This is a genomic window from Rhodococcus wratislaviensis (genome assembly GCF_041228765.1).
In the GTDB taxonomy this organism is placed as follows: Bacteria; Actinomycetota; Actinomycetes; order Mycobacteriales; family Mycobacteriaceae; genus Rhodococcus_F; species Rhodococcus_F wratislaviensis.
This window is the reverse complement of sequence record NZ_CP150488.1, coordinates 7,567,447-7,592,049: the sequence shown is the minus strand read 5'-3', so window position 1 is coordinate 7,592,049 and position 24,603 is coordinate 7,567,447. Positions and strand designations below refer to the sequence as shown.

Below are 24,603 nucleotides of genomic sequence, written 5' to 3'. Positions count from 1 at the left end.
CTGCGCTCAGGGCGAAACCAAGGACCGGGGATCGATCAGACGTCGATGCCGAGGTTGATCGCCGCGAGGTAGCCGTCCGACTGCTTGGCGACGGTCAGCAGGCCGGCGTCGTCGTAGATGCTGTCGGTGGAGTTGTTCACGTTGTTCTCCCGTCCGGTGTGATCGGAATACGGCGCGGTCGCGTACACCTCGTCGAGCAGGGCCTCGTCGAAGAACAGCTGGGTGGTGAGCACCGTCTTCTTGTCGATGTGCACCTTGAGGTGGATGTGGGTGGTCCGGCTGATGTACCAGCCGGGGAAGACGGTGGTGAACTGGGCGATGCCGTTCGCGTCCGTGGTCTGGGCGCCGCGCAGGTAGGTGCCGTCGTCCGTGGTGGTGGCCTCGCTGTCGCCGACGCTGTAGGACCCGTCGGACGTCTCCCCGGAACCGCCGGACATGTCGCCGCCGGGGCCACCCGCACCGGGAACACCGGGACCACCGGCCGGGGGCTGGCCGCCACCGGGTCCGCCTGCCGGCGGTGCGCCTGCGGGGGCGCCGTTGCCGCTGAGGTCCGCGGCCTTGGAACCCGACTCGAAGCCGGAGTACACGCCGCCCGCGTCGCAGTGCCAGATCTCCACGACGGCATTGCTCACCACCGCGGCGGAGCCGTCTGCGGAACAGTTCGTCAGGTCCTGCACCCGCAGTGCAAGCTGCAGGTCCGTGCCCGGCCGGTCTTCGCGGATGTCGCTGCGGATGGAGTCGACGTCGAACCAGTACGGTCCCTGCGTCTCCTCGACGGCCAGGACGCACTGCGGTGCCTGGTCGAGCAGGGCGGTCACCGTGTCGGCGCTCGTCGTCGTGGCACTGGATGCGGTTGCGGTCGACGTGGCCGATGCCGACGTGCTGCTGCTCCCGTTTCCGGTGCAGGCGGCGATGAGCCCACCCAGACTCACCGTTCCACCGACCGCCAGCGCGCGGCGGCGGCTGATGCGCAGACGGCTCTTCTCGACGTCCTTGTTCACTATGCGTACCTCTCCATGATCGGGCTGTGACCCGATCGTGGCGCACGAACCTGCGCGCAGCGTGCCGTCCGGCTGTGAACTTGCTGGGAACTCACCCGCCGAGGCGGGCGTGCATCTCCCAGACGAGGACCTCGGCGCCGGAGTGCGAGGTGACCTGCTGGCCACCGGAGGCGCTCAAACGGACGGCGTCCCCCTCGTACAGGGTGCCGACACCCTCCATCTCGGCGGTGCCCCGGGCCACGAAGACATGGAGGAACGGCGCTTCGGGAAGCGTCACCGATGCGCCGGGGAAAAGTCGCGCGACATGCAGAGCCGCGTGCTTGTTGTTGATCCGGATCGCCGAATTATCCTTGTATTCCGGCATTCCGGACGCAACGGGCACGAGCCCGCCCTTGAGGATCTCGTCCTCGATCTCGAGTTGTTCGTAACCCGGAGTGAGGCCGGCTTCGTCGGGTACCACCCACATCTGGACGAAATGCACCGGCTCGTGGTGCTGCTCACCGTCGAGGCGCCAGCTGTCGTTCTTCTCGGAATGCATGATGCCCTTGCCTGCGCTCATGCGTTGCGCAAGGCCGGGATAGATGATGCCGGAGTGGCCGATCGAGTCCTGGTGCACGAGCGAGCCGCGCAGCACCCACGTGACGATCTCCATGTCCTTGTGCGGATGCGTGTCGAATCCCTGACCGGGGAGCACGGTGTCGTCGTTGTTCACGAGAAGCAGACCGTGGTGTGTGTTGTCGGGGTCGTAGTGCTGGCCGAAGGAGAACGAATGCTTCGAATCCAACCAGGAAATCTTGGTTTTCAGCCGATCGCCGGCGCGATGAACATAGACGTGAGGGGTGGTGACTGCTGGCATATCGGTCCTCCTTCGGGTGGTACCCGGTCCAGAGTACGAGGTGCCGGCTGCGGGTACTCGCAAGACGGTGTCGATTGTGCATCGAATTCATCGCCTACCGGCAGCGGTGGAGGACCCGGGTCGAAGGCGAAATGAGGTTGCGCAGTGCGACATTGGAGTACCGAGCGCTCGTAAGGCGATGTTCGGCAACAGCTTTCGCGGACGGTGGGAAAAGCGTGAAAGACGGGCGTCCAGTTCGTGCCGCCGCGAATGCCCGCTTCGGTCGGGCCCGCGGCGTACAGTTCGAATTGTGCGTCCGGAAGTCGCAGGATTTCCGGTTCGTCGCAGACAGCGGAAGGAGCGTGATGAAGGCGAATTCGGATCGACACGATCAGCACCTCCCCGAGCACCAGCGGATCGCAGACCTCGTCGACGACATGGAAGACCGGCTGGTGGCCGAGCGTGAGGCGAAGGGAATCGCGGGCAACGCGTCCGAGCGGAAGCAGGCGGAACAGGTCGAGCCCGACGACCAGGCTCCCGAATAACACCCGTGAGTACTTGTTAACCGCGGGCGGTTGACAAGTACTCACAGGGGGTTACTCGAAGAAGCGGTACACGGCCTCGACGACTACCGCGGGACGTTCGCTGCCCTCGAGTTCGATCTGTCCGGCGACGGTCACCTGGACGCCGCCCTTGGGCAGCTCCTCGACGGACTGCAGCGTGGCGTTCAGCCGGACGCGTCCCTCGGCGGGCACGGGGTTGGTGAATCGGACCTTGTTGAGACCGTAGTTGACGGCCATGGTCACGCTGTCGACGGTCAGGACCTCGTCCCACATGGGGATGATCAGCGACAACGTGAGGTAGCCGTGCGCGATGGGCCCGCCGAACGGGCTCTCCGCGTTGGCACGCTCGGGGTCGACGTGGATCCACTGGTGATCGTCGGTGGCGTCGGCGAACGTGTTGATCCGCTGCTGGGGGATGTCGATCCACGAGCTGGTGCCCAGCGGCCGGCCCTCGAGTGCGGCCAGGTCGGCGAGGGTGGCGACGCGGGTGGTGGTTGCGGTGGTCACGATAAGTCTCCTGGTGGTTCGGTGGGGCCGGGGGTCAGTGCTTGATGCCGAGGACGCGCAGCGCGTTCTGCTTGAAGATCAGCGGCGCGACCTCGGGCTTGATGTCGAGGTTCTCGAAGTCCTTCATCCAGCGGTCGACCTGGATGACGGGGAAGTCGGAGCCGAACAGCACCTTGCCGCGGAGCATGCTGTTCGCGGCCTTGACCAGCTGCGGCGGGAAGTACTTCGGCGACCACCCGGACAGGTCGATGAAGACGTTGGCCTTGTGGGTGGCGATGGAGATCTGCGAGTCGACCCACGGCACCGACGGGTGGGCCATGATCACGGTGAGGTCCGGGAAGTCGGCGGCGACGTCGTCGAGCAGCATCGGGTCGGAGTAGCGCAGTTTGATGCCGTGGCCGCCGGGCAGCCCGGCGCCGATCCCGGTCTGACCGGTGTGGAACAGGGCGGGGACCCCGGCCTCGGTGATGGCCTCGTAGAGCGGGTAGAACCGCCGGTCGTTCGGTTCGAAGCCCTGCATGCTGGGGTGGAACTTGAACCCCTTCACGCCGAACTCGTCGACGAGCCGGTGGACGCGCCGCACAGCGGCCTTGCCCTGCCAGGGGTCGACGGACCCGAACGGGATCAGGACGTCGTTGTGGCGGGCGGCGCCCTCGGCGATCTCCTCGACGGAGTTGGTCGGATGTCCGCTGGCCGAGGCCGCGTCGACGGTGAACACGACCGCGGCCATGTTGCGCGAGCGGTAGTGGTCGGCGATCGCGTCGATGGACGGGGTGCGTTCCTCCCCGGACTTGAAGTACTTCTCCGAGGCGGCCATGAGTTCGTCGTCGAGGGACCGGTGGCCGCAGCCGTCGATCTCGACGTGGGTGTGGATGTCGATGGCATCGATCGTGTCGAAGTCGATGCCGTACTCGTAGCGGCTCACTTCGCCATCAGCTCCTCGGGGAATTCCTCGCCGACGGACTGGACGGCGTCGCCGAACGTGCCAGTCCACTGAGCCGCGATGTCGTCGGCCGACCAGCCACCGTCGTGGTACTCGACCGCGGTCAGGTCGGGGTGCGACCACAACGCGAGGCGGTCGCCACCGACGGCGAACGCCTGGCCGGTGATCTCGGCTGCCGCGTCGGACGCGAGGAACGAGATGATGCCAGCGGCGTCCTCGGGGGTGCCCAGGCCCACCTCGCGGCGGATGATGTCGGGCAGCGGCTCGCCGTTCTTCATGCCCTCGATGTAGGGGGCGAGGAAGGGGACGGTCTCGGTCATCGCGGTCGCGGCGACGGGGCAGACGGCGTTCGCGGTGATGCCCGCACGCTGAAGTTCCATCGCCCAGGTGCGGACCATGCCGACGATGCCGGACTTGGCGCCCGAGTAGTTGGTCTGCCCGAAGTTGCCGCGCTGGCCGGCGGGGGAGCCGATGCAGATGATGCGACCACCGTCGCCCTGCTCGCGGAACTTCAGGACCGCTTCCCGGACGCAGGTGAACGTGCCGCGCAGGTGCACGTTGATGACGGCGTCGAAGTCGTCGTCGGTCATCTTCCACAGCACTTTGTCGCGGAGGATGCCGGCGTTGGTGACCATGACGTCGAGGCGTCCGAACGCGTCGATCGCGCCGGCGACCAGCTTCTGGGCGGTTTCGGTGCTGCCGACCGGGGCGACGACGGCGACGGCCCTGCCGCCCGCGGCGGTGATCTCGGCGACGGCGGCGTCGGCGGTGGCCTGGTTGACGTCGTTGATCACGACCGCGGCGCCGTGGCGCACGAGGTCCTTGGCGTACGCCAGTCCGAGGCCCTGTCCGCTGCCGGTGACTACGGCGACTTTGTTGCTGAGGTCCATGTCGGGATTCTCCTAAGGTCGTGTTCGCTGAATCACACGTAATCATCGATGATTGAGAATGTCAATGATTAAGGTCTGCTACTCTACCGACAATCATCAGAAGGGGGTCGTCGCATGGCAGAGTCGCAGGCGTTATCGGACGACATCGGGTTCCTGCTCTCGCGCGTCGGCGGAATGGTGCTGGGCGCAGTGAACAAAGCCCTCGTACCCACGGGTCTGCGGGTGCGCTCCTATTCGGTCCTGGTCCTCGCCTGCGAACAGGCCGAGGGCGTCAACCAGCGCGGGGTCGCCGCCACCATGGGTCTCGACCCCAGTCAGATCGTGGGGCTGGTCGACGAGCTCGAAGAACGCGGACTCGTCGTGCGCACCCTCGACCCCTCGGATCGCCGCAACAAACTGATCGCTGCCACCGACGAGGGACGCCGGCTCCGCGACGACGCCAAGGCGCGGGTCGACGCCGCGCACGGACGCTACTTCGTGGGCATCCCCGACACGGTCGTGAATCAGATGCGGGACACGTTGCAGAGCATCGCCTTTCCCACCCTCGTCGAGTAGGGCGCAATGACCGAGCTCCTCGCCCCGGCCCCGCCCGGCATGTCGTTCCTCGCCACGTTCGTCGTCGAGGTGGCCGAGCCGGTGGAGATCGGTTCCACGCCCGAAGGCACACGGCGCATCATTCCCATCGTCGGTGGTCGAGTGGACGGCCCAGAGCTCCGGGGCACCGTGTTGCCGGTCGGGGCGGACTTCCAGTTGCTCAGCTCGTCCACGCTCACCGAACTCGAGGCCAAGTACGCCATCGAGACCGACGAGGGCGACCGCATCTACGTCACCAACTTCGGGCTCCGCTCGGGTACCGCCGAAGACATCGCCCGGTTGGTCGACGGCGAGCCCGTCCCACCCGAGCGCATCTACTTCCGCTGCACACCACGGCTCACCGCCCCCGAGGGCCGATGGTCGTGGCTGCGCTCGCGGATCCTCGTCGGCACCGGGGAACGCCTTCCCGGCGAGGTGCGTCTCACGGTGTTCGTGGTGGACTGACCGGCCGTGGAAATTCGCTGGATGAAGTCGTTCGTCGCCGTCGCCGAGGAACTCAACTACGGCCGGGCCGCCGAGGTGCTGCACATCGCGCAACCAGCGGTGAGCCAGCAGGTCCAGCAGCTCGAGAAACGCCTCGGCGTGAAACTGTTCGACCGCACCACGCGGTCGGTCCGGCTCACCGCGGCGGGGGAGCGCTTCCTGCAGCCGTGCAAGGACGCGCTCGCCGGAATCGATCGGGCCGTCGATGCCGCGGTGATCGCGGATCCGGCGGTCGAGGGTCGCGTCCGGGTCGGTTTCAGCGGCGCCTACGGGCAGACCGAATTGTCCTCTCTGGCAAGGTCGGTGCGCCGTCGGTACCCCCTGATCGATCTCGTCCTCGAGGGAGCGACGGTCAGCGGGCAGATCCTCGACGAAATCTGGGAGGGACAACTCGACCTCGGCATCGTCTCGGACGCGGTGTCCCACCCCCACGTGCTCACGCGGCAGATCTCGGTGGAGTACCTCAGTGCACTGCTCCCGAGCGATCACCCACTCGCCGACCGGAAGTCGATCGACCTCGCGGAACTGCGCGACGAAACGTTCGTCGCGAATCCCGCCGCCACCGGATCCACGCTCCGCCGCGATCTGCTCGCCGCGTGCCGGGATGCCGGGTACACGCCGAACATCGTGCAGGAGACCACCGACGGCATCGTGCTGACCGCCCTCGTCGCGGCGGGGGTCGGTGTGGCGCTCGTTCCGGGTGACGTGCAGACGTATCCCAATCGGGTGGTGCTCGTTCCCCTCGATACCGGACGATACGAAGTCCGGGCCGCGCTGGCCTGGTCGGACCGTCCCGTGTCGCCCGTCGTGCAGACGGTTCTCGACCTCGCCGCCGAGGTGCTGCCGTCGCCGGATGCCGTCCGCGACGAGCAATAACGATCGCTTATCAATCGGTGCCGATACTGCTCTTGGACGGTGATCGGTTTCTTTGGCAGAGTCTCCCTCGGCGGCAGCGGATGTGACCTGGACAACTCCGATCCCCGGTGCCGCACCCGCCTCGAGGCCTCTCCGAACTCCCGGATGCCCTTCACATTCAGGTAGGAACCACATGACTTCCACATTCGACGGCCGCGCCGTAGGCGCCGACACGAGCGTCCGGTCGCCCCACGCGCGCCGGGCAGCCCTGGCCTCCTTCGTGGGCAGCACACTCGAGTACTACGACTTCTTCATCTACGCCTCCTTCTCCGCGCTCGCGTTCAACACCCTGTTCTTCCCGGATCTCGGTTCGTTCTGGGGGGCCATCGTGTCGATGGCGACCATCGGGATCGGGTACGTCGTCCGGCCTCTCGCAGCCCTCGTCTTCGGGCACTTCGGGGACACCCTCGGCCGTAAGCGGATGCTGGTGGTGACGCTCGTGATGATGGGCGTGGCCACGTCGCTCATCGGCTGCCTGCCGACGTACGGGGCGATCGGCGTCGCGGCGCCGATCCTGCTCGTGCTGCTCCGGGCCGTCCAGGGCGCGTCGGCGGCGGGCGAGTCCGCGGGCGCTGCGTCCCTGGCGCTCGAACACGCACCCGCCCACCGCCGGGCGCTCGCGGCCAGCTGGGTGAACACCGGCGCCGCCGCGGGAATGCTGCTGGCATCGCTGGTCGTTCTCGTGTTCTCCGGACTGCCCGAAGACGCCTTCCTCAGCTGGGGATGGCGTATCCCGTTCCTGCTCAGCATCTTCGTCGCACTCGCCGGGCTCGTGATCCGCCGGATGCTGCCCGAGAGCGAGGTGTTCGAGGACGCCGTGTCGAGCGACGAGCTGAAGGAGATGCCGGCGAAGGTGATCTTCCGCGACCATTGGCCGAGCGTGCTGCGGGTCGTGGGTTGCGGACTGTTCGCCGTGGTGTCCACCATCTTCAGTGCCTTCGCCCTGTCGTGGGGCACCCACGAGGCCGGTGTGTCCCGGACGGTCATGGTCGGCGCGACCGTGCTCACCGCCGCCCTCGCGCTCGTGGCCCAGCCCGCCGCGGGGATCCTCGCCGACCGGATCGGGCGCAAACCGATCTTCATCACCGGCAATCTTGTCTGCGCCGTCGCCATCTCCGGATTCTTCTGGGCGGTCAGCCAGCGTTCGACGGCCCTGATCCTGGTCACGGCGTGCATTGTGATGGTGGCCGGCTATTCGCTCGTCAACGCCGTCGGTCCCGCGCTGTACGCCGAGATGTTCGAGACGCGCATCCGGTATTCGGGCATGGCGATCTCCGGGCAGCTGGCGCTGGTGGCCACCGGATTCGCCCCCACCATCGCCGCGGCCCTCGTCCGGCCCGGACCGAACGGCTGGATCCCGGTGGCCGTGTTCACCGCGTGCTGCTGCCTGGTCAGCGCGCTCACCACGCTCACGGTCCGGGAAACCTACCGGACCAGCACCACCGACCTCGGCAAATGACCGATCTCCCGTCGAAAGTGACCGAACCTGTGAAACACGATGTACTGATCGAGAACGACGTCGAGGCGACGATGCGGGACGGGGCGGTCCTGCGCTCGACCGTGTACCGCCCGAACGGATCCGGACGCTTCCCGGTACTGCTCACCCGCACCCCGTACGGCCGCGACCTGTCCGTGAACTCGGGCTACCTCAACCCCACCACCGTCGCGGCTGCCGGATTCGTCGTGATCATGCAGGACGTCCGTGGCAGATTCGGTTCGGACGGCGAGTTCGTGCCGTCCGAGAACGAAGGTCCGGACGGTTACGACACGGTGCAGTGGGCCGCCGAACTGCCGTACTCGACCGGCGCCGTGGGCATGTGGGGACGGTCGTACTTCGCCGAAACCCAGTGGCGTGCAGCCCAGGAGAAGCCGCCCGCCCTGCGCGGCATCGCCCCGGGCATCTCCGCAGGCGGTAATGCGCGGTCCGGTGGGCTCGTGCGCGGCGGTGCCGTGGAGTTCGGTGCCCGGCTCGGGTGGGGGCACCACTCGGCCGGACCGCCCGAGATCGCGAAACTGTCCCGCACCGACCCGGTCCGCGCGGAACGCGAATGGGCGTCATGGGCGCGGATCGATCGGGCGATGTCCGAGGACACGTTCTTCGACGTCCTGCCCGTCCGCGACATGGCCGTGGACGCCCCGGCGTTCTTCGCGTCGCCGATCGTCGAATCGCTCGGATTCCCGATCGATCACCCCACCCGCGACCTGTGGGACAGCGCGAGCGACCGGGCCGTCGACCTCCCCTCGCTGCACATCGGCGGGTGGTACGACATCTTCGTGAACAGCACCCTCGACCAGTACTTCGGCCAACTGGCGCACAGCGATTCCGGGGCGGCCCCCGCTCCGTACCTGATCGTGGGCCCGTGGAGTCACACCAACTTCTCCGGGCTCGGTGGGTCGGTCGTATTCGGCAGTCCCGCCAACCAGGCGGTGCTCGACTCGGGCCAGGACCTGTCGTCGGTCCACGCGCAGTGGTACACGTCGGTGCTCGGCGACGCGGAACCCGACATGCCCCGGGTCCGGATCTTCGTGATGGGGGAGAACCGGTGGCGGACGTACGACCGTTTCCCGGAGCCCGCGCGGACGGCCGAACTCTTCCTCGCACCCGGCGGAACCCTCGTCGCGGAAGCCGAGGAGACCGACGGGTGCGTCGATTACGACTACGACCCGGCGGATCCGGTGCCGACGGTCGGTGGGGCGACGATGATGCCGGGAACGTTCGCGCCCGGCGCACTGGAACAGAGCCGCGTCGAATCCCGCGACGACGTCCTCGTGTTCACCGGTGAGGCACTCACCGAGCCGTTGACGGTGATCGGCCGGGTGTCCGCGACGCTGTTCGCGTCGTCGAGTGCGGTCGACACCGATTTCGTCGTGCGACTGTGCCGGGTGACCGCGGACGGTACGTCGATCACGCTCACCGACGGCATGGTCCGGGCCCGCTACCGCGACGCCTACCGGACCCCCGGGACGTATACGTCCGCCGAACCGAGCCTGCTCGTGCCCGGGGAGGTGTACGAGTACGCGATCGACCTGTGGTCCACGGCTGTCACCTTCCAGCCGGGTGAGCGGATCCGGATCCACGTGACGTCCAGCAGCCATCCCCGCTGGGACCGCAACCTCAACACCGGCGAATCCGCCTACGAATCATCGGAATTCGTGGCCGCCCACCAGACCGTGCACACAGGTCTGCGTCACCCCAGCCGCGTGTCGCTGTCCGTCGTGCGCTGACGCGCCCGTGAGTACTTGTTAACCGCCGGAGGTTAATAAGTACTCACGGGTCGCGAAGCGGCAAGGACGCCCAATGCGTCGTAGCCGGCCTGCCTTTCAGCAGGCCGGCTTTCGCGTAGACCAGGGAGCCCGTGCACACGCTGGTCATCAACGGAACGTCGATGCGCTGACGCGCCCGTGAGTACTTGTTAACCGCCCGCGGTTAACAAGTACTCACGGGCGGAGGTTCGCAGGTCGGGTTTGCGGATCTTGCCGGTGGCGGTGCGGGGGAGTGCCTCCGCGATCTGGATGAACGTGGGAATCTTGAACCCCGCGAGCTTTTCTCGCAGCCGGGCACGTACCGTCTCCGCGTCGAGTGTCGTGCCGTCGTCGGCGACGACGAAGGCCATCCCGGTCTCACCCCACTTCTCGTGGGGGACGCCGATCACCGCCGCCTCCCGGATGCCGTCCAGTCTCAGCAGGGCCGCCTCGACCTCGGCGGGGTAGACGTTCTCGCCGCCGGAGATGTACATGTCCTTGTAGCGGTCGCAGATGAAGAGGAAGCCTTCGTCGTCGAAGTAGCCGGCGTCGCCGGTGTGCAGCCAGCCGTCGACGACGGTGCGGGCGGTCGCCTCGGGCTGATTCAGGTAGCCGAGCATCACGTTCGGGCCCTTGGCGACGATCTCGCCGATCTCGTTCGGTTCGGCGCTCGACCCGTCCGGGCGTACGACGTCGACGTCGGTGAAGAACGTCCGCTTTCCGGCGGAACCGATCTTGGTGCGCACATCGGCACTCGACAGCATCGTCACCGAGGGCGCGGTTTCCGTCAGCCCGTATGCCTGCGTGATCGCGACGTCACGGTCCTGCCACGGGGAGATCAACGCTTCGGGCAGCGGAGCCCCGGCGACGCAGATGGCCCGCAGGCTGGACAGGTCGGCGTCCGCGAACCGGGGGTGGTGCCAGAGTTCCTGGATCATCGTGGGGACCGCGAAGAACGTGGTGATGCGTTCCTTCTCGATCGTGTCGAGGACGACGCCGGCATCGAACTTGCGCAGCAGCACCACGGTGCCGCCGTTGAGCAGTGTCGGTGTGACGGCGCCGCCGATGCCGCCGATGTGGAACAGCGGCGCCACCGACAGCGTGCGTTCCTTCGACGTCATGTCCTGGGCGAGAAGCTGGTTCAGCGCGTTCCACAGCATGTTGCCGTGGCTGAGCATGACGCCCTTCGGTGCGCCGGTGGTGCCCGACGAGTACATCAGCACGGACAGGTCGTCGAGGCCGACCTGCTCGTCGATGCGGGTGTCCGGCTGCCCGGCGCGCACGCCCTCGTACGTGTGGCTGGACCACGAGTCGCCCAGGCCGATCCAGGTGGTGACCGGGGTGTCCGACTGCGCCAGCTCCTGCGCGACGTCGGCCTGCTGATCACCGAAGATCACTGTGGTGCACCGTGAATCGCCCAGCACGTAGCGCGCTTCCTCGGCGGTGAGGCGTGCGTTGAGCGGGAGATATGTGGCGCCGAGCAGCCCGGCCGCGAACATCACCTCGAGCGCCGCCGGGTCGTTGAACCCGAAGAAGCCGACGCAGTCACCCTTCTCGACGCCGAGGGCGCGCAGGCCGTGGGCGAGTCGGCGGGTCCGCAGGGCCATCTCCTCGTAAGTGACGGCTCGTCCGTCGAAGACGAGCGCCTCGTTCTTCGGCGTCATGGCGATGCGGCGCTCGAGCCACGAGCCGATGCCTTCGTTGTCCATGGTGACTCCTCGTTCTCTTTCGAAACTACTCTCGAGCTTGTGGCGGGATGGGTGTGTGTCAGGCAGACGGGGTCTCGGCGCTCAGGTCGTTGTCCTTGCTCTCCTTCGTCGCGACGAGGAAGACGGCGCTGACCACGCACAGTGCGATGATGAACAACCCGACCGGGATGATCGATTTGCCGGACGACGCGAACAGCGACGCCAGGATGACGGGGGTGAATCCCGCGCCGATGAGGGTGGCGAGCTGGTATCCGAGCGACGCCCCGGTGTAGCGCGCCCGGGTGCCGAATTGTTCGGAGATGAACGCCGCCATCGGACCGTAGGTCGCCGAGTGGCAGATGGTGTATCCGACGAAGGCGAGCGCGATGAACAGGAACTGTCCCGTGCTCAGCAGTAGGAACAGTGGGTAGACGCTGAGGATCATCGCGCCGAGACCCGCGAGCATGACCGGCCGGCGGCCGATCCGGTCGGACAGTCGCGCAGATCCGAGAACCAGGAAGATCGCGCAGAACTGGCAGAAGGAGAACGCCAGCAGCGCGTCGGACCGCTGGGCGCCGCTCGCCACGGCGTAGGTGATGGCGAACGTGGTGAACGCGGTCTGCATTCCGAAGCTCGCGATGCAGCTCATGGACGCCACGACGACCGCGCGGGGCCGCTTCAGGATGGTGACGATCGGCGGGGCGGTCTCCTTCTTCGCCGATTCCTTCAGCGCCGCCGTGAACAGCGGGCTCTCCGACACCTTGGACCGGATGAACAGGCCGAGGGCCAGCATGAACGCGGAGATCAGGAACGGGATGCGCCACCCCCACGTCAGGAACTGCTCGTCGGGGAGGAGCGATACGGCCGCCAGTGCGAGGGTGCCGAGCAGTGCGCCGGTCGGGGCGCCCGCGTTGGTGAACGCCGCGGCGAAACCGCGCTTGCCGGATTCCGCGTGTTCCAGCGACATCAGCGCTGCGCCACCCCATTCGCCGCCGACGGCGAGTCCCTGGCAGACGCGGAGGAGGACGAGGATCACCGCGGCCCAGGACCCGATCATCTCCGGCGGCGGAATGAGCCCGATCGCGAACGACGCGATGCCCATGACGGTCATCGAGATCAGCAGCATGGCCTTGCGGCCGACGGTGTCCCCGAAGTGACCGAAGACGATTCCGCCCAGTGGGCGCGCGACATAGCCGGCGGCGAACGTTCCCATCGACGCGATGCTCGCGGCCAGGGGGTCCAGATCGGCGAAGAACACCGGACCGAAGACGAGGGACGCTGCGGTGGCGTAGAGCAGGAAGTCGTAGAACTCGATGGTGCTGCCCAGGTAGCTCGACAGGATCACCCTGCGAACTTCCGTCTTGCGTTGGGTGGCCGACATGGTGCCGGCGGTGGCGGTGACCGTCATCGATACTCCTTGGCCGAGCGTGGGACAACAGAGCGGTTCGCGTGTGTAGCGCGGATCACAATTAAACATTAATCATTGAACTTGTCAATGGAAGAGATCGCCAACGCTTCTGCGGTTATCGCGCCCGTCACGCACGTGTGAGCTTGCGCCCGATGATTTCCTTCATGATCTCGGTGGTGCCGGCGTAGATCGGCCCGCCGCGGCAGTCGAGATAGTCCTGGGCGACGTCGTACTCGCGCATGTATCCGTAGCCGCCGTGCAATTGGACCGCGCGCTGCACGACCCGTTGCTGCAGCTCGGTGATCCACCATTTGGCCATCGCCGCGGTCACCTCGTCGAGCGTGCCGTGTGCGGCGTCGAGGATGCAGCGGTCGGTGAAGCACTGCGCGATCTCGATCTCGGTGGCGAGTTCCGCGAGGTAGAACCGGTTGGCCTGGAAGTCGGCCACCCTCTGGCCGAATGCCGTGCGGTCGCAGCTGTACGTCAGGGCCTGGTCGAACGTGCGTCGCATCGACGCCATGGACGTGACGGCGACGCTGAGGCGTTCCTGGGGCAGATTGTGGCGCAGGTAGCCGAAGCCGTCGTTCAGCTCGCCCAGGACGTTCTCGCGGGGGACGCGGACGTCGTCGAACACGAGCTCGGCGGTGTCCTGGGCGGTCAGGCCGACCTTGTGCAGCGGTCCGTTGCGGGTGAATCCGGCCGTCCCGTCTTCGACCACCAGCAGGCTGACGCCCTGCTTGCCCGCTGCCGGATCCGTCTTGGCCACGACGATCACGAAGTCGGCGAGCATTCCGTTGCTGATGAAGATCTTGGTGCCGTTGAGGAGCAGATCGTCTCCGTCCGGGAGGGCGGTCGTGGAGATCGCGGCCAGGTCGCTACCCGCGCCCGGCTCGGTCATGGCGATGGCGCCGATCTTCTCGCCGGTGCACAAGGGTGTCAGGAACCGATGCTTCTGCTCCTCGTTCGCCAGCGAGACGAGGTAGGGCGTGACGAGGTCGTTGATGCCCGCCAGGCCCATCACGACGGCGGGGGCGCCGACGCGGCAGAGCTCTTCGATGACGATGGCGTTGAAACGGAAGTCGTCGATTCCGCCGCCGGCGAATCGTTCGTCGACGTTGATCCCGAGGAGCCCGAGCTTGCCGGCCTGACGGTAGACGTCCCGGTCGACCTGTCCCGCATCGGCCCAGTCGCGAAGATGCGGGGCCACGTCCCGTTCGGCGAACCGGCGCACCGTTTCCCGGAACGCATCGTGATCGGCGTCGAAGATGGTCCGTTCCAGTGCAACCGAAGACATACAAGGTTCCTTTCGTCGGCACACGTGCGACGCACGCGTGCATACCCGAAAGGAACCTATCTATCAATCATTGATAATGTCAATGGTTGAGGATGTCCGACAACTGGGCGCCGGTGTCAAAGGCTGGTGTCAATACCAGTACTTCCGCCCGCCGACCGCGCGACCCGTCGTGCCCAGCAGCAGTAGCACGAGGCCGATGACGAGAAGGATGATTCCGATCGTCGTGAGGATCGAGATCCCCGCGACGAGGCCGATGACGAGCAGGATGATTCCGAGAACGATCACGGTCTTCCCTCTTTCGGTTGACGGTCTGGAACTACTGACTCGGTTGCGGCACTTCACAATCGATCTTCGGGTTCACGCCCGCGTAATTGAGTGGGCCGGCGATCACGGTGACCGCGATCGTCCCGGCGCTGGCGCAATCAGCCGTCGCGTCCTTGAAGTAACCGCGCTGCCACACGGCAATGGCGCCGATGATCAGCCAGATGATCACGATGAGCGTCACGAGTCGTCCGATACGCATTTCCGACCTCCCGTGTGGGCACCGGCGCCGAGCCGGTGCGCGTGACGTACTCTCGAACGCTATGTCGACGACGTGTCGGTCGGCTTCGCGTGCGCTCCATGGGTATTGGTGGAGTCCGTGCCGTTGGGGCGAGCGTTGGCGGGCCCCGTTCCGGTGGTTCGAGCGTCAGTGACGCGAGCGTTCGTGGGTCCCGCTCCCGTGGTTCGAGCGTCGGTGGCCCTGGCGTCGTTCGTCGGAGTGTCCGTCTTCTTGACGTCGGGATCGAGCTCGTCGGCCCGCTGCCACTCGTGCTTCAGGTCGTCACGAGACGTGGTCGCCGTGTTCTGGTGCGTCTGCGCATCGACCTGCAGCCTCTTGGCCTCTGCCGCCTTGGCCTCGGCTTCTGCTTGAGCCCTTCTGGCGTTGGCCGCAGTTTCCTCCGCGATCGCCTCGCGCTTCTCGACGACGGACGTCTGCTCCTGCGCCTTCGCGCGGATGCTGTCGGCCTGCTGACGGTTGCGCTCGTTGCGCTTGCGTGATGCCGCAACGGCCAGCGCGATCAGGGCGAGAACGACGACGATCGCGACGATGATCCAGATGACAGTCATGGTGTCCATTGGTTACTCCCAGCGGTTGTGTTGTTAAAGTACCCCGCGTCGAAACCCGGCAAACAGACCGAGAGCCAATCGCAATCAACCGTCGAATTTCGGCACGACATAGGGTGCGGGCATGGAGATCCGCTGGATGCGCGCGTTCCTCGCCGTGGCCGAGGTGTCGAACTACGGCCGGGCCGCCGAGTCGTTGCGCATAGCCCAGCCCGCGGTCAGCCAGCAGATCCAGCAGCTCGAGAGGCATCTCGGAGTGAGGCTGTTCGACCGGGGTACGAGACCCATCCGGCTGACTGCCGCGGGCGAGCAATTTCTCGAGCCGTGCCGGGCCGCGCTGAAAGCCGTTGCCTGGGCCGAGCAGTCGGCGTCCGCGGGCAATCCCGCGGAAGAGGGTCGCGTGCGTGTCGGATTCAGCGGCGCCTACGGACAGTCGAAGCTGCCTCTGTTCGCCCGCACCGTGCGCAAGAGATATCCGAAACTCGAGTTGGTTCTCGACGGGGCGAGACCGAGCGGGCTGATCCTCGACGACATCTATTCCGGCAAGCTCGATCTCGGTTTCGTCTCGGCGGCGCTGTCGCATCCCGAAGTTTCGACGAGGCTGATCTCGGTCGAGCCTCTGGGTGCGCTGCTCTACGCCGACCACCCACTGGCGACACGCTCGGAGATCTCACTGTCCGAACTGCGCGACGATCCATTCGTCACCAACCCGGCGGCGTCGGGATCGACTCTGCGTCTGGACGTGCTGGCTGCATGCCACGACGCGGGGTTCACGCCGGAGATCGCGCAGGAGACGTCCGATGGAACGACGCTGACCGCGCTCGTGGCGGCGGGTGTGGGGGTCTCGCTCATCCCCGTCAGTTCCCATCGCGCCGGAGCCGTCGACGCCGTCGTCGTGCCCACGGACGGCGGACGCCACCGAATCCGCGGTGCGCTGGCGTGGGCCGACAGGCCCCGGACACCGTTGCTCGAGACCGTCCTCGCGGTCGCGGAGGAGCTCATGCCGACGATCGACGAGTTCGATAAGTAATTCTTATCGAAAGTATGCCAAGTTGATCTTGGACTGTGATGAAGGCGTTTGGCAGAGTCGTCGGCGCAGCGGTGGTGTGATCCGCGGCACCTCATCACCTTCACTCCGGTCCGAAAGGTCCTCCCATGAGCGTACGAGCTGGTTCGGCTGCGCCCCCGAACTCGCAGCAGCCTGTCGGCACCCCGGCGAGCGTGCCCGCGCGTCAGCCCCGCAAGGCGGCGTTCGCAAGTTTCCTCGGCAGCCTCGTCGAGTACTACGACTTCTTCATCTACGGGTCGGCGGCCGCCCTGATCTTCCCGACGGTCTTCTTCCCGTCGGAGAGTCCGGCGACCGGCACGTTGGCGGCACTGGCGACCTTCGGCGTCGGATATATCGCCCGCCCGATCGGGGCCGTCGCGCTCGGACACTACGGCGACCGCATCGGACGCAAACGTGTGCTCGTCTTCACGCTGGTCCTGATGGGAGTCTCGACGTTCCTCATCGGATGCCTGCCGGGCTTCGGGAGCATCGGGATCGCGGCGCCGATCCTGCTGGTGGTCCTGCGGCTCATGCAGGGTGCGTCGGCGGCGGGCGAGCAGAGTGGCGCGAACTCGCTGACCCTCGAGCATTCGCCGGAGGGTTCCAGGGCGTTCTACACCAGCTTCACGATGAGCGGCACCCAGGCGGGGCAGCTCGTCGCGACCCTGGTGTTCATCCCCGTCGCCGCGCTGCCCGAGGACATGCTGATGACCTGGGGTTGGCGAATCCCCTTCCTCGTCAGCGGAATCCTGACGATCGTCGCGCTGTTCGTCCGCCGGACGATGGAGGAGACACCGGTGTTCCGGGAGGCGGAACGCGACAACGATCTGGTGGAGATACCCGTCGTCGAACTGTTCAAGAACTATCGGCTGCAGATGCTCCGGGTGATCGCGTGCTCGCTCTTCGCCGTGTCGGGCACGATCATGACGGTCTTCGCGCTCGCCTACGGAACCGGTGAGGCCGGTCTCGAACGCCAGACCCTGCTGTGGGCGGGCGTCATCGCAAACATCATGCAGCTGTTCGCCATTCCGCTCTGGGCGATGCTGGGCGACAAGATCGGCCGCCGCCCCGTGTATCTCGCCGGAATCGTCGGCGCCATCGCCGCGTTCTTCTTCTACTTCGGGGCGATGAGCACAGGTTCCGTTCCCCTGATCTTCGCGGTGTCGGCCTTCTTCGGTGCCGCCGCATCCGGTGTCAGCGGGGTCGGTCCGACGTTCTTCGCGGAAATGTTCGACACACGAGTGCGGTTCTCCGGCATCGCCATCTCGACACAGATCGGGTTCGCCTTCGCGGGCTTCGCCCCGAGCATCGGCTACGCGCTGCTCGGAACCGGCACGCACGGGTGGATACCGGTGGCGGCTTTCGGCTCCGTCTGCCTGCTGGTGGCCGGTCTCTCGGCGGTGACCGCTCCGGAGACGCGCAGCGTCGCGATCACCGATCTGGGCAAGAAGTAAATCGACCCCCGAACCGCCTCGGTGCGGTACCCCATCACGAGGAGAATCATGAAGCTCGACCCCGACATGTCCGTCCTGCTGGACAAGCTGAACGACTGGGACGCCGCCGCAGGTCCCCAGACGACGATCGAAGGCGCCCGCAAGCGCATCGAGGAGATGCGTGCCCTCTACTTCGAGCCCGAACTGCTCGAGGTACGAGAAGTCGAGAACGTCACCATCCCGGGCCCGGCCGGTGACATCCCCGCCCGGATCTACCGGCCCGACACCGACGACGCGACTCGGTCGACGGTCCTGTACCTGCACGGCGGCGGCTGGGTGATGGGCGGCCTCGACTCGCACGAGTCGCACGCTCGACGCGTCTGCGCCCGCACCGGCTCCGTCGTCGTCGCCGTCGACTACCGGCTCGCGCCGGAACACCCGTTCCCTGCCGGCTACGACGACTGCCTGGCATCGCTCCACTGGATCCACGACACCATCGAACAGCTGGGCGGCGACGCGTCCCGAGTCGCCGTCGCCGGAGACAGCGCGGGCGCCAATCTCGCGGCGTCGGTGGCCTTGGCGGCCCGCGACGCGGAACTTCCTGTGCGGGCACAGCTGCTGCTGTACGTGCCGGTACATCTCGTGAAGCGTTACCCGTCGATGGACGAACTCGCCGAAGGGTATTTCCTCAGGGTGCCGGCGGATGAGGACATGGGTGCCGGCTACCTCGAAGATCGCAGCCTGGCCCTCGACCCCCGTGTCTCGCCGATCGAGGGTGACCTGACGGGGGTGGCACCCGCCATCGTGTGCGGGGCCGAATGTGATCCGCTCCGCGATCACGCCCCCGCGTACGCCGCTGCGCTGGAGGCCGCCGGCGTGCCGGTTCGACTCCGGATCTCCCCGGGCATGCTGCACGGGTACTGGAGCATGGGCGTCGTGCCTCGTGCCAACGAACTCGCGAACCAGCTGTGCGAAGAACTGGCGGAACTGCTCGCGCCGGAGTAGCTCGACATTCCACTACCGTGAACCGCATGAGCGAGTTGCTGGAACGTGACGGTGTGCGCGGACATCTCCACCGCCCTGCGGGTGACGGGGTGGCGGGGCTGGTCCTGACTCATGGAGCGGGAAGTGACTGCGGCACAAAGCTGTTGCGCGCCGTGACCGACGGGTTCGTGGAACGCGGCATCGTCGTCCTGCGGTTCGATCTCCCGTTCCGTCAGCGCCGCGCGTCGGGCCCGCCGCACCCGTCGAAGGCGGCGGAGGATCGGGACGGTGTCGCGGCCGCGGTGGCAGTGATGCGGGAGTTGGTGTCGGCGCCGGTGTGGGCCGGCGGGCACTCGTACGGCGGGCGGCAGGCGTCCATGCTCGCTTCGGAGCGTCCGGGTCTCGTCGACGCCCTCTTGTTGCTGTCGTACCCGCTGCATCCGCCGGCCAAGCCGGAGAAGCTCCGCACCGAGCATCTGCCCGGTCTCCGCACCCCCTCCGTGGTGGTGCACGGTTCGAAGGACCCGTTCGCGACCACCGACGAGATGCGGTCGGCACTCGAACTGATCCCCGCGCCGACCACGCTCGTCGAACTCGAGGGCGCCCGCCACGATCTGGCCCCGGACAAGTTCCCGGTGGTCGAACGGGCGGTCACCGCCATGCTCGACCTTCTGTAGGGCGAGCGGGGACGGCCACACGTGGTCGGTATGTTCGGTGAATGAGCAACGTGCAGACGGACGCGCCCCACTGGTTCACCACGGCGTTGGCGTCCCCCGTGGACACCGGCCGGGTCGACGTCGCCGGTGCGCAGGTCCACTACCGTGCATGGGGGCCGTCGGGCTCACCCGGCATCGTGCTCGTTCACGGCGGCGCGGCCCACAGCCGGTGGTGGGACCATGTGGCACCCATGCTGGCCACGGGCCGTCGCGTCGTCGCACTCGACCTGACCGGGCACGGCGACAGCGACCGGCGCGCGGAGTACGGCCTGGAGCAGTGGGCGGAGGAAGCCCTGGCCGTGGCGAAGCCCGCAGGGATTTCGGGGCCGCCGCTGTTCGTCGGGCACAGCATGGGCGGCATGGTGTCCTACGTGGGCGCGCAGCTGTTCGGCGAGGATCTGGCCGGCGTCCAGCTGATCGATTCGCCCGTCCTCGCCCGCACACCGGAAGAGGAGGAGGCACGCAAGCAGCGGGCTTTCGGTCCGAAGAAGGTCTACCCGTCCAGGGCCGAGGCCCTCGAGCGGTTCCGGTTCGTCCCGCCGCAGGACACCGCGGTGCCCGCGGTCCTGCGTCACGTGGCCGAGAATTCGATGGCGGAGATGGACGGCGGCTGGTCGTGGAAGTTCGATTCCACGTTCTTCGCGCGCCACGGCAGCGATCACCTGGGCGGATCCGACCCACGCTGCCGCATCGCCTACTTCCGCGCCGAGAACGGCATCGTCACCGACGCCATGATGGACAGCATGCGCCGCCGATTCGGGCCCACCGCTGTGGTCGTCGAGATCCCCGACGCCGGACACCATGTGATGATCGACCAGCCGCTCGCACTGGTCGTGGGCATCCGGACGGTGCTCGCGTCGTGGGACGTGGAAGATTCCGTGGCCGGGATGCCGGGCTGAGTCAATCGCCGGATCGGACGGCGGCGACGAACTGTTCGATCAGCGCCGCATCCTTCACACCCCGTGAGGATTCGACGCCGCTCGACACGTCGACACCCCACGCGCCGGTCGCGTCGACGGCGGCCCGGACATTGTCCGGGTGAAGTCCGCCGGCGAGGATCCATTCGCCGTCGGGTCGGCTCTGGTTCGCCCAGTCCCAGGGCACGCCTGCCCCGGCGGTCGCCCCGTCGACGAGGATGCGGTCGGCGCCGAAATCGCCCGACGTGTCCCCGGCGACCACGGCACGAATCACGCCGAGGCCCGCCTCCCGTAACCGGGCCACGTCGTCGGCGGACTTCAGGTCGTGCACCTGGACCGTTCCGAGACCTGCCGCGGCGGCGACCTCGATCACCTCCGGCACGGGGCTCCCCTTGAAGACGCCCACCGCGACGGTATGACCGGTGACCCGGCGGACCAGCGGCGCGGCATCCTCGGGGGAGATCCGGCGGACGCTGTCGGCGAACACGAAACCCACGGCGTCGACGCCGAGGCGCACGGCCAGATCGACGGAGGCCTCGTCTCGCAGACCGCACACCTTGATGAATGTCACCCCCGCAATTTTACCGGTCGCTCCGAGTCGCCGACGCAGCGCGGGTTCGCGCTCTAGGCTTCGTGACGTGGAATGGCTCAGCGACCTCAGCGTGATCTCAGGGCCTCTGCCCTGGATCCTCACGGTGATCGGCGCGCTCGGCGGCGTGTGGCTGCTCGCCGCCCGCGCCCCCTGGTACCGCAGGAAGGCGATTCCGATCTGCCTGGCCGTGTCGGTGGTCGTCACCGTCGCCCTCTACGTGATGGTCGAGAAGGTTCTCCGGCCGTTCCCCGACCCCATCGAGATTTCCATCTACGTGTGGATCGGTCTGGGGCTCTTCGCGATCGTCCTGCTCGTGCCGAGGATCCGCGCCGGCCGGACGGTGAAAGCCGCCGTCGTGTCGGTTCTCGCGGCACTCGCCGTGATACTCGCGTCGGCGACGCAGATCAACCTGGTGTTCGACGCCTATCCCACGGTGGGCACGGCATTCGGGGCGGAGCCGTTCGACCGGGTTCAGATGAACGACGTCGGCAGCGCCACCGGGAACGTGGTGACGGGAACGCCTCTCGACGCGTCGTGGACCGCCCCGCCCGGAATGCCGAGCGAGGGGCGGGTCCTGACGGCAGCCGTCCCCGGAACGGCGTCGGGGTTCGCCGCCCGCGACGCCGAGATCTACCTCCCGCCCGCCTACTTCGCCAACCCGCGCCCACTGCTGCCGGTGCTCGTGATGCTGGCCGGTCAGCCCGGTTCGCCGGAGGACTGGTTCGCCGGAGGCAAGCTCGCCACCACGATGAACGAGTTCGCCGCGAAACATGGGGGACTGGCCCCGATCGTGGTGGTGGCGGACGGCACCGGCTCGCAGATCGCGAACCCCCTGTGTGTCGATTCGAAGCTGGGCAACGTGGCCACGTATCTGGCGAAGGACGTTCCGTCCTGGGTGAAGTCGAACCTGCAGGTGAACCCGGATCCCCAGGCGTGGGCCATCGGCGGCCTCTCCTACGGCGGCACCTGTTCACTGCAGATGGCCACCAACTATCCCGACGTGTACCCGACGTTCCTCGACATCTCGGGTCAGGAGGAACCCACGCTCGGCGACCACCAGCGCACCCTCGACGAAGGATTCGGCGGTGACGAGGCGGCGTTCAAACGGGTCAACCCGCTCGATCTGATGGCGTCGAAGAAGTACCCGGACTCGGCCGGGGTCTTCGTGATCGGCAGCGACGACGACGCCTACAAGCCGGGGGCGCAGAAGGTCTATCAGGCCGCGAAGGACGCGGGCATGGACGTCCAGTACGTGGAGGTGCCGGGCGGGCACAGCTTCGCCGTGTGGTCTGCCGGACTGGAGAAGGAATTGCCCTGGCTGGCACAGCGGTTGGGGCTGATCGGTTCGTAGGCACTCGTCACGGCGGAGAGGAACGACATGACGACGGCAGCGCGGTCACTGCGGGTGGGTTCGGCCTTGCCCGACCCGCCGTTCGAGTTCCGGGACGGTGAGACACCGGCGGGTTTCGATGTCGAGTTCACCCGGGCCGTCGCGCAGGTCCTCGGCCTCGAGTGGTCGCTGGTTCCATACCGGGGCACCGACTTCAACGGCATCTTCGATGCGCTGGCCGGCGATGAATTCGACTGCATCGCTTCGGGAACCACCGTGACGCCGGAGCGGAGGACGCGCGCGGATTTCTGCGCTCCGTACCTGGTGTCGGGTCAGTCCCTCGCCGTCGACACGTCGCGGCATCCGGGAGTGCGCGGGGTGGACGACCTGGGCGGCCTGACCGTCGGTGTCCAGCACGGCAACACCAGTCAGCCGATCGTGGAGAGGCTGGTCGCGGAGGGCCGAGCGGGCGCGATCCGGGTGTATGCGTACGACCGGATCGGGCAGGCCCTCGACGACCTGTCCTCGGGCGGGTGCGACGCCGTCATGAAACTCGCTCCGGTCCTCACCTGGCTCGTCCGGGACCGCCCGCACGTGGAGGTGGTCGAACGGGGAATCTCCCGCGAGGAGATCGCCGTCGCGGTCCGCACGGGGGATCACGCGCTGCGCGAACGCATCGAGTCGGCGCAGCGCACCCTGGCCGCGGACGGCACCCTCGACCGGCTGCGGTCGAGGTGGCTCGGGATCGGCGAACCGGAAGGCGGCTCGTACTGACCGGCACACCTGTCCAAGAATAGGAACGTGTTCTATATTTGCGGCAACCCTTTCTCTCAGTGACTGGAGTGCCCGGCATGTATGAGTGGTCAGATACCGACCTGATGTTCCGCGACGCGATCCGCGGGTTCATCGACAAGGAGATTCGACCGCACGTCGACAAGTTGGAGACCGGCGAGCTGCCGCCGTTCGACATCATCCGCAAACTCTTCGCGACGTTCGGCCTGGACGAGATGGCTCGTGACGCGCTGACGAAGTCCCTGGACCGCGAGCGCAGTGGGGATGCGGCTTCCGGCGCGAAGGAGGAGAAGTCCGGCGGCCTCGGCGGTGCGGGCAGCATGGGTGTCATCATGAACGCCGAACTGGCCGGCGTCAGCCTCGGCCTCGTCGCCTCGCTCGGGGTGAGCCTCGGGCTGGCGGCGGGCACCATCCGCAGCCGCGGGACGCTGGCGCAGAAGGAGCGTTGGCTGCCCGGCCTGGTCACGTTCGAGAAGGTCGGAGCGTGGGCCATCACCGAGCCCGACTCCGGCTCGGATGCGTTCGGCGGCATGAAGTCGTACGTGCGCCGCGACGGCGACGACTACATCCTGAACGGGCAGAAGACGTTCATCACCAACGGTCCCTACGCCGACGTCATCATCGTCTACGCGAAGCTCGACGAGGGGGACTCGTCCGTCGACCGCCGCGACCGGAAGGTTCTCGCCTTCGTCCTCGACGCGGGCATGGAGGGGCTCACCCAGGGTGCGCCGTTCAAGAAGATGGGCATGAACTCCTCGCCGACGGGAGAACTGTTCTTCGACAACGTGCGCGTCACCCGCGACCGTCTGCTCGGCGAGACGGAGGACGGCGGCAAGTCCGACGGCAAGACCAGCGCGAAGGAGAGTTTCGCGGCCGAACGGATCGGCATCGCGTCGCTGTCGCTGGGCATCATCAACGAGTGTCACCGGCTGTGCATCGACTACGCCAAGTCCCGCAAGCTGTGGGGCAAGGAGATCGCGCAGTTCCAGCTCATCCAGCTCAAGCTCGCGGAGATGGAGATCGCCCGCATCAACGTGCAGAACATGGTCTTCAACGCCATCGAGCGCACCGCGGCGGGCGATCAGGTGAGTCTCGCGGAGGCGTCGGCGATGAAGCTCTACTCCTCACGGGCGGCCACGGAGGTGGCGATGGAGGCGGTGCAGTTGTTCGGCGGCAACGGGTACATGGCCGAGTACCGGGTCGAGCAACTCGCGCGCGACGCGAAGTCGCTGATGATCTACGCAGGCAGCAACGAGATCCAGGTGACGCACATCGCGAAGGGTCTGCTGGCGATGTGAGGTGTGGCCCCCCCGGAACAAA

General features: G+C 67.1%; 26 protein-coding genes and 1 pseudogene. 14 read left to right on the top strand and 13 right to left on the bottom strand.

Going from position 1 to position 24,603, the window contains the following annotated elements:
* Positions 1–35: 35 nt before the first annotated feature.
* Both WKC72_RS34935 and WKC72_RS34930 read right to left on the bottom strand, forming a co-directional pair.
* Positions 36–1,001, bottom strand: coding sequence for an intradiol ring-cleavage dioxygenase (locus WKC72_RS34935; protein WP_370181076.1), 966 nt, complete (start codon positions 999–1,001; stop codon positions 36–38).
* 91 nt (positions 1,002–1,092) lie between these two features.
* On the bottom strand, positions 1,093–1,857 hold the full coding sequence (locus tag WKC72_RS34930) for a pirin-like bicupin family protein (RefSeq protein WP_037232819.1): 765 nt from the start codon (positions 1,855–1,857) through the stop codon (positions 1,093–1,095).
* Between the two features lie 344 nt (positions 1,858–2,201).
* Between WKC72_RS34930 and WKC72_RS34925 the strand changes: the two genes are divergently transcribed.
* Positions 2,202–2,381 carry a hypothetical protein gene (locus WKC72_RS34925; protein WP_005243850.1) on the top strand — a complete coding sequence of 60 codons (180 nt, stop codon included), beginning with the start codon at positions 2,202–2,204 and terminating at the stop codon, positions 2,379–2,381.
* Positions 2,382–2,432: 51 nt separating this feature from the next.
* On the opposite strand, the gene couM is transcribed toward WKC72_RS34925, so the two are convergent.
* The 3 genes from couM to couN are packed head-to-tail and all read right to left on the bottom strand — an operon-like array spanning position 2,433 to position 4,739.
* The gene (couM, locus tag WKC72_RS34920; protein WP_112301065.1) at positions 2,433–2,906 is read right to left on the bottom strand and encodes a p-hydroxycinnamoyl-CoA hydratase; all 474 of its coding nucleotides are present in this window, start codon (positions 2,904–2,906) and stop codon (positions 2,433–2,435) included.
* Between the two features lie 34 nt (positions 2,907–2,940).
* Positions 2,941–3,831 (bottom strand): 4-hydroxyphenyl-beta-ketoacyl-CoA hydrolase, encoded by an 891-nt coding sequence (couO, locus tag WKC72_RS34915; RefSeq protein ID WP_370181075.1) that lies wholly within the window; start codon positions 3,829–3,831, stop codon positions 2,941–2,943.
* On the bottom strand, positions 3,828–4,739 hold the full coding sequence (gene couN, locus WKC72_RS34910) for a 4-hydroxyphenyl-beta-hydroxyacyl-CoA dehydrogenase (protein WP_037232827.1): 912 nt from the start codon (positions 4,737–4,739) through the stop codon (positions 3,828–3,830). The genes couO and couN overlap by 4 nt, the downstream gene beginning before the upstream one ends.
* Before the next feature lie 114 nt (positions 4,740–4,853).
* Here couN and couR point away from each other — a divergent pair, with 114 nt between their 5' ends.
* The 5 genes from couR (at position 4,854) to WKC72_RS34885 (ending at position 9,956) form a co-directional block, all read left to right on the top strand.
* Positions 4,854–5,294 (top strand): MarR family transcriptional repressor CouR, encoded by a 441-nt coding sequence (couR, locus tag WKC72_RS34905; RefSeq protein WP_037232830.1) that lies wholly within the window; start codon positions 4,854–4,856, stop codon positions 5,292–5,294.
* Positions 5,295–5,300: 6 nt separating this feature from the next.
* A complete protein-coding gene (locus tag WKC72_RS34900) occupies positions 5,301–5,777 on the top strand; it encodes a DUF3237 domain-containing protein (protein WP_370181074.1) in 477 nt (158 codons plus the stop codon).
* A gap of 6 nt (positions 5,778–5,783) precedes the next feature.
* On the top strand, positions 5,784–6,692 hold the full coding sequence (locus WKC72_RS34895) for a LysR family transcriptional regulator (protein WP_037232836.1): 909 nt from the start codon (positions 5,784–5,786) through the stop codon (positions 6,690–6,692).
* A gap of 172 nt (positions 6,693–6,864) precedes the next feature.
* On the top strand, positions 6,865–8,190 hold the full coding sequence (locus WKC72_RS34890) for an MFS transporter (RefSeq protein WP_370181073.1): 1,326 nt from the start codon (positions 6,865–6,867) through the stop codon (positions 8,188–8,190).
* Positions 8,187–9,956, top strand: coding sequence for a CocE/NonD family hydrolase (locus WKC72_RS34885; RefSeq protein ID WP_370181072.1), 1,770 nt, complete (start codon positions 8,187–8,189; stop codon positions 9,954–9,956). The genes WKC72_RS34890 and WKC72_RS34885 overlap by 4 nt, the downstream gene beginning before the upstream one ends.
* A 46-nt stretch (positions 9,957–10,002) precedes the next feature.
* On the opposite strand, the pseudogene WKC72_RS34880 reads toward WKC72_RS34885, so the two are convergent.
* From WKC72_RS34880 to WKC72_RS34850, 7 genes and pseudogenes are all read right to left on the bottom strand, one after another.
* Positions 10,003–10,101: pseudogene (locus tag WKC72_RS34880) on the bottom strand (DJ-1/PfpI family protein); the annotation flags it as partial.
* A 43-nt stretch (positions 10,102–10,144) separates the two neighbouring features.
* Positions 10,145–11,683 carry a p-hydroxycinnamoyl-CoA synthetase gene (gene couL / locus WKC72_RS34875; RefSeq protein WP_370181071.1) on the bottom strand — a complete coding sequence of 513 codons (1,539 nt, stop codon included), beginning with the start codon at positions 11,681–11,683 and terminating at the stop codon, positions 10,145–10,147.
* A gap of 58 nt (positions 11,684–11,741) precedes the next feature.
* A complete protein-coding gene (gene couT / locus WKC72_RS34870) occupies positions 11,742–13,070 on the bottom strand; it encodes a p-hydroxycinnamate MFS transporter (protein ID WP_112301059.1) in 1,329 nt (442 codons plus the stop codon).
* 127 nt (positions 13,071–13,197) lie between these two features.
* Positions 13,198–14,364 (bottom strand): dihydro-p-hydroxycinnamoy-CoA dehydrogenase, encoded by a 1,167-nt coding sequence (gene couH / locus WKC72_RS34865; RefSeq protein WP_112301058.1) that lies wholly within the window; start codon positions 14,362–14,364, stop codon positions 13,198–13,200.
* Positions 14,365–14,493: 129 nt separating this feature from the next.
* On the bottom strand, positions 14,494–14,649 hold the full coding sequence (locus WKC72_RS34860; RefSeq protein ID WP_005263616.1) for a DUF6131 family protein: 156 nt from the start codon (positions 14,647–14,649) through the stop codon (positions 14,494–14,496).
* A 31-nt stretch (positions 14,650–14,680) separates the two neighbouring features.
* Positions 14,681–14,887 carry a hypothetical protein gene (locus WKC72_RS34855; protein WP_037232854.1) on the bottom strand — a complete coding sequence of 69 codons (207 nt, stop codon included), beginning with the start codon at positions 14,885–14,887 and terminating at the stop codon, positions 14,681–14,683.
* A 59-nt stretch (positions 14,888–14,946) separates the two neighbouring features.
* Complete coding sequence (locus tag WKC72_RS34850) at positions 14,947–15,483, bottom strand: hypothetical protein (protein ID WP_128639780.1); 537 nt, start codon at positions 15,481–15,483, stop codon at positions 14,947–14,949.
* A 112-nt stretch (positions 15,484–15,595) separates the two neighbouring features.
* Between WKC72_RS34850 and WKC72_RS34845 the strand changes: the two genes are divergently transcribed.
* The 5 genes from WKC72_RS34845 to WKC72_RS34825 all read left to right on the top strand — a co-directional run bounded on the left by WKC72_RS34845 (position 15,596) and on the right by WKC72_RS34825 (position 20,551).
* Entirely contained in the window at positions 15,596–16,501 is a 906-nt protein-coding gene (locus WKC72_RS34845) for a LysR family transcriptional regulator (RefSeq protein ID WP_370181070.1), read from the top strand.
* A 125-nt stretch (positions 16,502–16,626) separates the two neighbouring features.
* Positions 16,627–17,973, top strand: a complete 1,347-nt coding sequence (locus WKC72_RS34840; RefSeq protein ID WP_370181068.1) for an MFS transporter — start codon at positions 16,627–16,629, stop codon at positions 17,971–17,973.
* Positions 17,974–18,021: 48 nt separating this feature from the next.
* Positions 18,022–18,957: an alpha/beta hydrolase gene (locus WKC72_RS34835; RefSeq protein ID WP_370181067.1), complete on the top strand. Its 936-nt coding sequence runs from the start codon at positions 18,022–18,024 to the stop codon at positions 18,955–18,957.
* A 26-nt stretch (positions 18,958–18,983) separates the two neighbouring features.
* A complete protein-coding gene (locus tag WKC72_RS34830; RefSeq protein ID WP_370181066.1) occupies positions 18,984–19,613 on the top strand; it encodes an alpha/beta fold hydrolase in 630 nt (209 codons plus the stop codon).
* Between the two features lie 41 nt (positions 19,614–19,654).
* Positions 19,655–20,551, top strand: a complete 897-nt coding sequence (locus WKC72_RS34825; RefSeq protein WP_370181065.1) for an alpha/beta fold hydrolase — start codon at positions 19,655–19,657, stop codon at positions 20,549–20,551.
* A gap of 1 nt (position 20,552) precedes the next feature.
* Here the strand turns inward: WKC72_RS34825 and WKC72_RS34820 are convergent, their stop codons facing one another.
* On the bottom strand, positions 20,553–21,140 hold the full coding sequence (locus WKC72_RS34820) for a phosphoribosylanthranilate isomerase (RefSeq protein ID WP_037232875.1): 588 nt from the start codon (positions 21,138–21,140) through the stop codon (positions 20,553–20,555).
* A 67-nt stretch (positions 21,141–21,207) separates the two neighbouring features.
* Between WKC72_RS34820 and WKC72_RS34815 the strand changes: the two genes are divergently transcribed.
* The 3 genes from WKC72_RS34815 to WKC72_RS34805 all read left to right on the top strand — a co-directional run bounded on the left by WKC72_RS34815 (position 21,208) and on the right by WKC72_RS34805 (position 24,581).
* Positions 21,208–22,512 (top strand): esterase family protein, encoded by a 1,305-nt coding sequence (locus WKC72_RS34815; protein WP_037232878.1) that lies wholly within the window; start codon positions 21,208–21,210, stop codon positions 22,510–22,512.
* Positions 22,513–22,539: 27 nt separating this feature from the next.
* Complete coding sequence (locus WKC72_RS34810; protein ID WP_268791455.1) at positions 22,540–23,265, top strand: ABC transporter substrate-binding protein; 726 nt, start codon at positions 22,540–22,542, stop codon at positions 23,263–23,265.
* 77 nt (positions 23,266–23,342) lie between these two features.
* Entirely contained in the window at positions 23,343–24,581 is a 1,239-nt protein-coding gene (locus WKC72_RS34805; protein ID WP_037232884.1) for an acyl-CoA dehydrogenase family protein, read from the top strand.
* Positions 24,582–24,603: the final 22 nt, after the last annotated feature.

Bases quoted from the DNA above. Each gene is read 5' to 3' on its own strand.
- WKC72_RS34930 (WP_037232819.1), bottom strand. From the start codon at position 1,857: ATGCCAGCAGTCACCACCCCTCACGTCTATGTTCATCGCGCCGGCGAT.
- WKC72_RS34925 (WP_005243850.1), top strand. From the start codon at position 2,202: ATGAAGGCGAATTCGGATCGACACGATCAGCACCTCCCCGAGCACCAG.
- couN (WP_037232827.1), bottom strand. From the start codon at position 4,739: ATGGACCTCAGCAACAAAGTCGCCGTAGTCACCGGCAGCGGACAGGGC.
- couR (WP_037232830.1), top strand. From the start codon at position 4,854: ATGGCAGAGTCGCAGGCGTTATCGGACGACATCGGGTTCCTGCTCTCG.
- WKC72_RS34900 (WP_370181074.1), top strand. From the start codon at position 5,301: ATGACCGAGCTCCTCGCCCCGGCCCCGCCCGGCATGTCGTTCCTCGCC.
- WKC72_RS34890 (WP_370181073.1), top strand. From the start codon at position 6,865: ATGACTTCCACATTCGACGGCCGCGCCGTAGGCGCCGACACGAGCGTC.
- WKC72_RS34885 (WP_370181072.1), top strand. From the start codon at position 8,187: ATGACCGATCTCCCGTCGAAAGTGACCGAACCTGTGAAACACGATGTA.
- couL (WP_370181071.1), bottom strand. From the start codon at position 11,683: ATGGACAACGAAGGCATCGGCTCGTGGCTCGAGCGCCGCATCGCCATG.
- couT (WP_112301059.1), bottom strand. From the start codon at position 13,070: ATGACGGTCACCGCCACCGCCGGCACCATGTCGGCCACCCAACGCAAG.
- couH (WP_112301058.1), bottom strand. From the start codon at position 14,364: ATGTCTTCGGTTGCACTGGAACGGACCATCTTCGACGCCGATCACGAT.
- WKC72_RS34855 (WP_037232854.1), bottom strand. From the start codon at position 14,887: ATGCGTATCGGACGACTCGTGACGCTCATCGTGATCATCTGGCTGATC.
- WKC72_RS34850 (WP_128639780.1), bottom strand. From the start codon at position 15,483: ATGGACACCATGACTGTCATCTGGATCATCGTCGCGATCGTCGTCGTT.
- WKC72_RS34845 (WP_370181070.1), top strand. From the start codon at position 15,596: ATGGAGATCCGCTGGATGCGCGCGTTCCTCGCCGTGGCCGAGGTGTCG.
- WKC72_RS34840 (WP_370181068.1), top strand. From the start codon at position 16,627: ATGAGCGTACGAGCTGGTTCGGCTGCGCCCCCGAACTCGCAGCAGCCT.
- WKC72_RS34835 (WP_370181067.1), top strand. From the start codon at position 18,022: ATGAAGCTCGACCCCGACATGTCCGTCCTGCTGGACAAGCTGAACGAC.
- WKC72_RS34830 (WP_370181066.1), top strand. From the start codon at position 18,984: ATGAGCGAGTTGCTGGAACGTGACGGTGTGCGCGGACATCTCCACCGC.
- WKC72_RS34825 (WP_370181065.1), top strand. From the start codon at position 19,655: ATGAGCAACGTGCAGACGGACGCGCCCCACTGGTTCACCACGGCGTTG.
- WKC72_RS34810 (WP_268791455.1), top strand. From the start codon at position 22,540: ATGACGACGGCAGCGCGGTCACTGCGGGTGGGTTCGGCCTTGCCCGAC.
- WKC72_RS34805 (WP_037232884.1), top strand. From the start codon at position 23,343: ATGTATGAGTGGTCAGATACCGACCTGATGTTCCGCGACGCGATCCGC.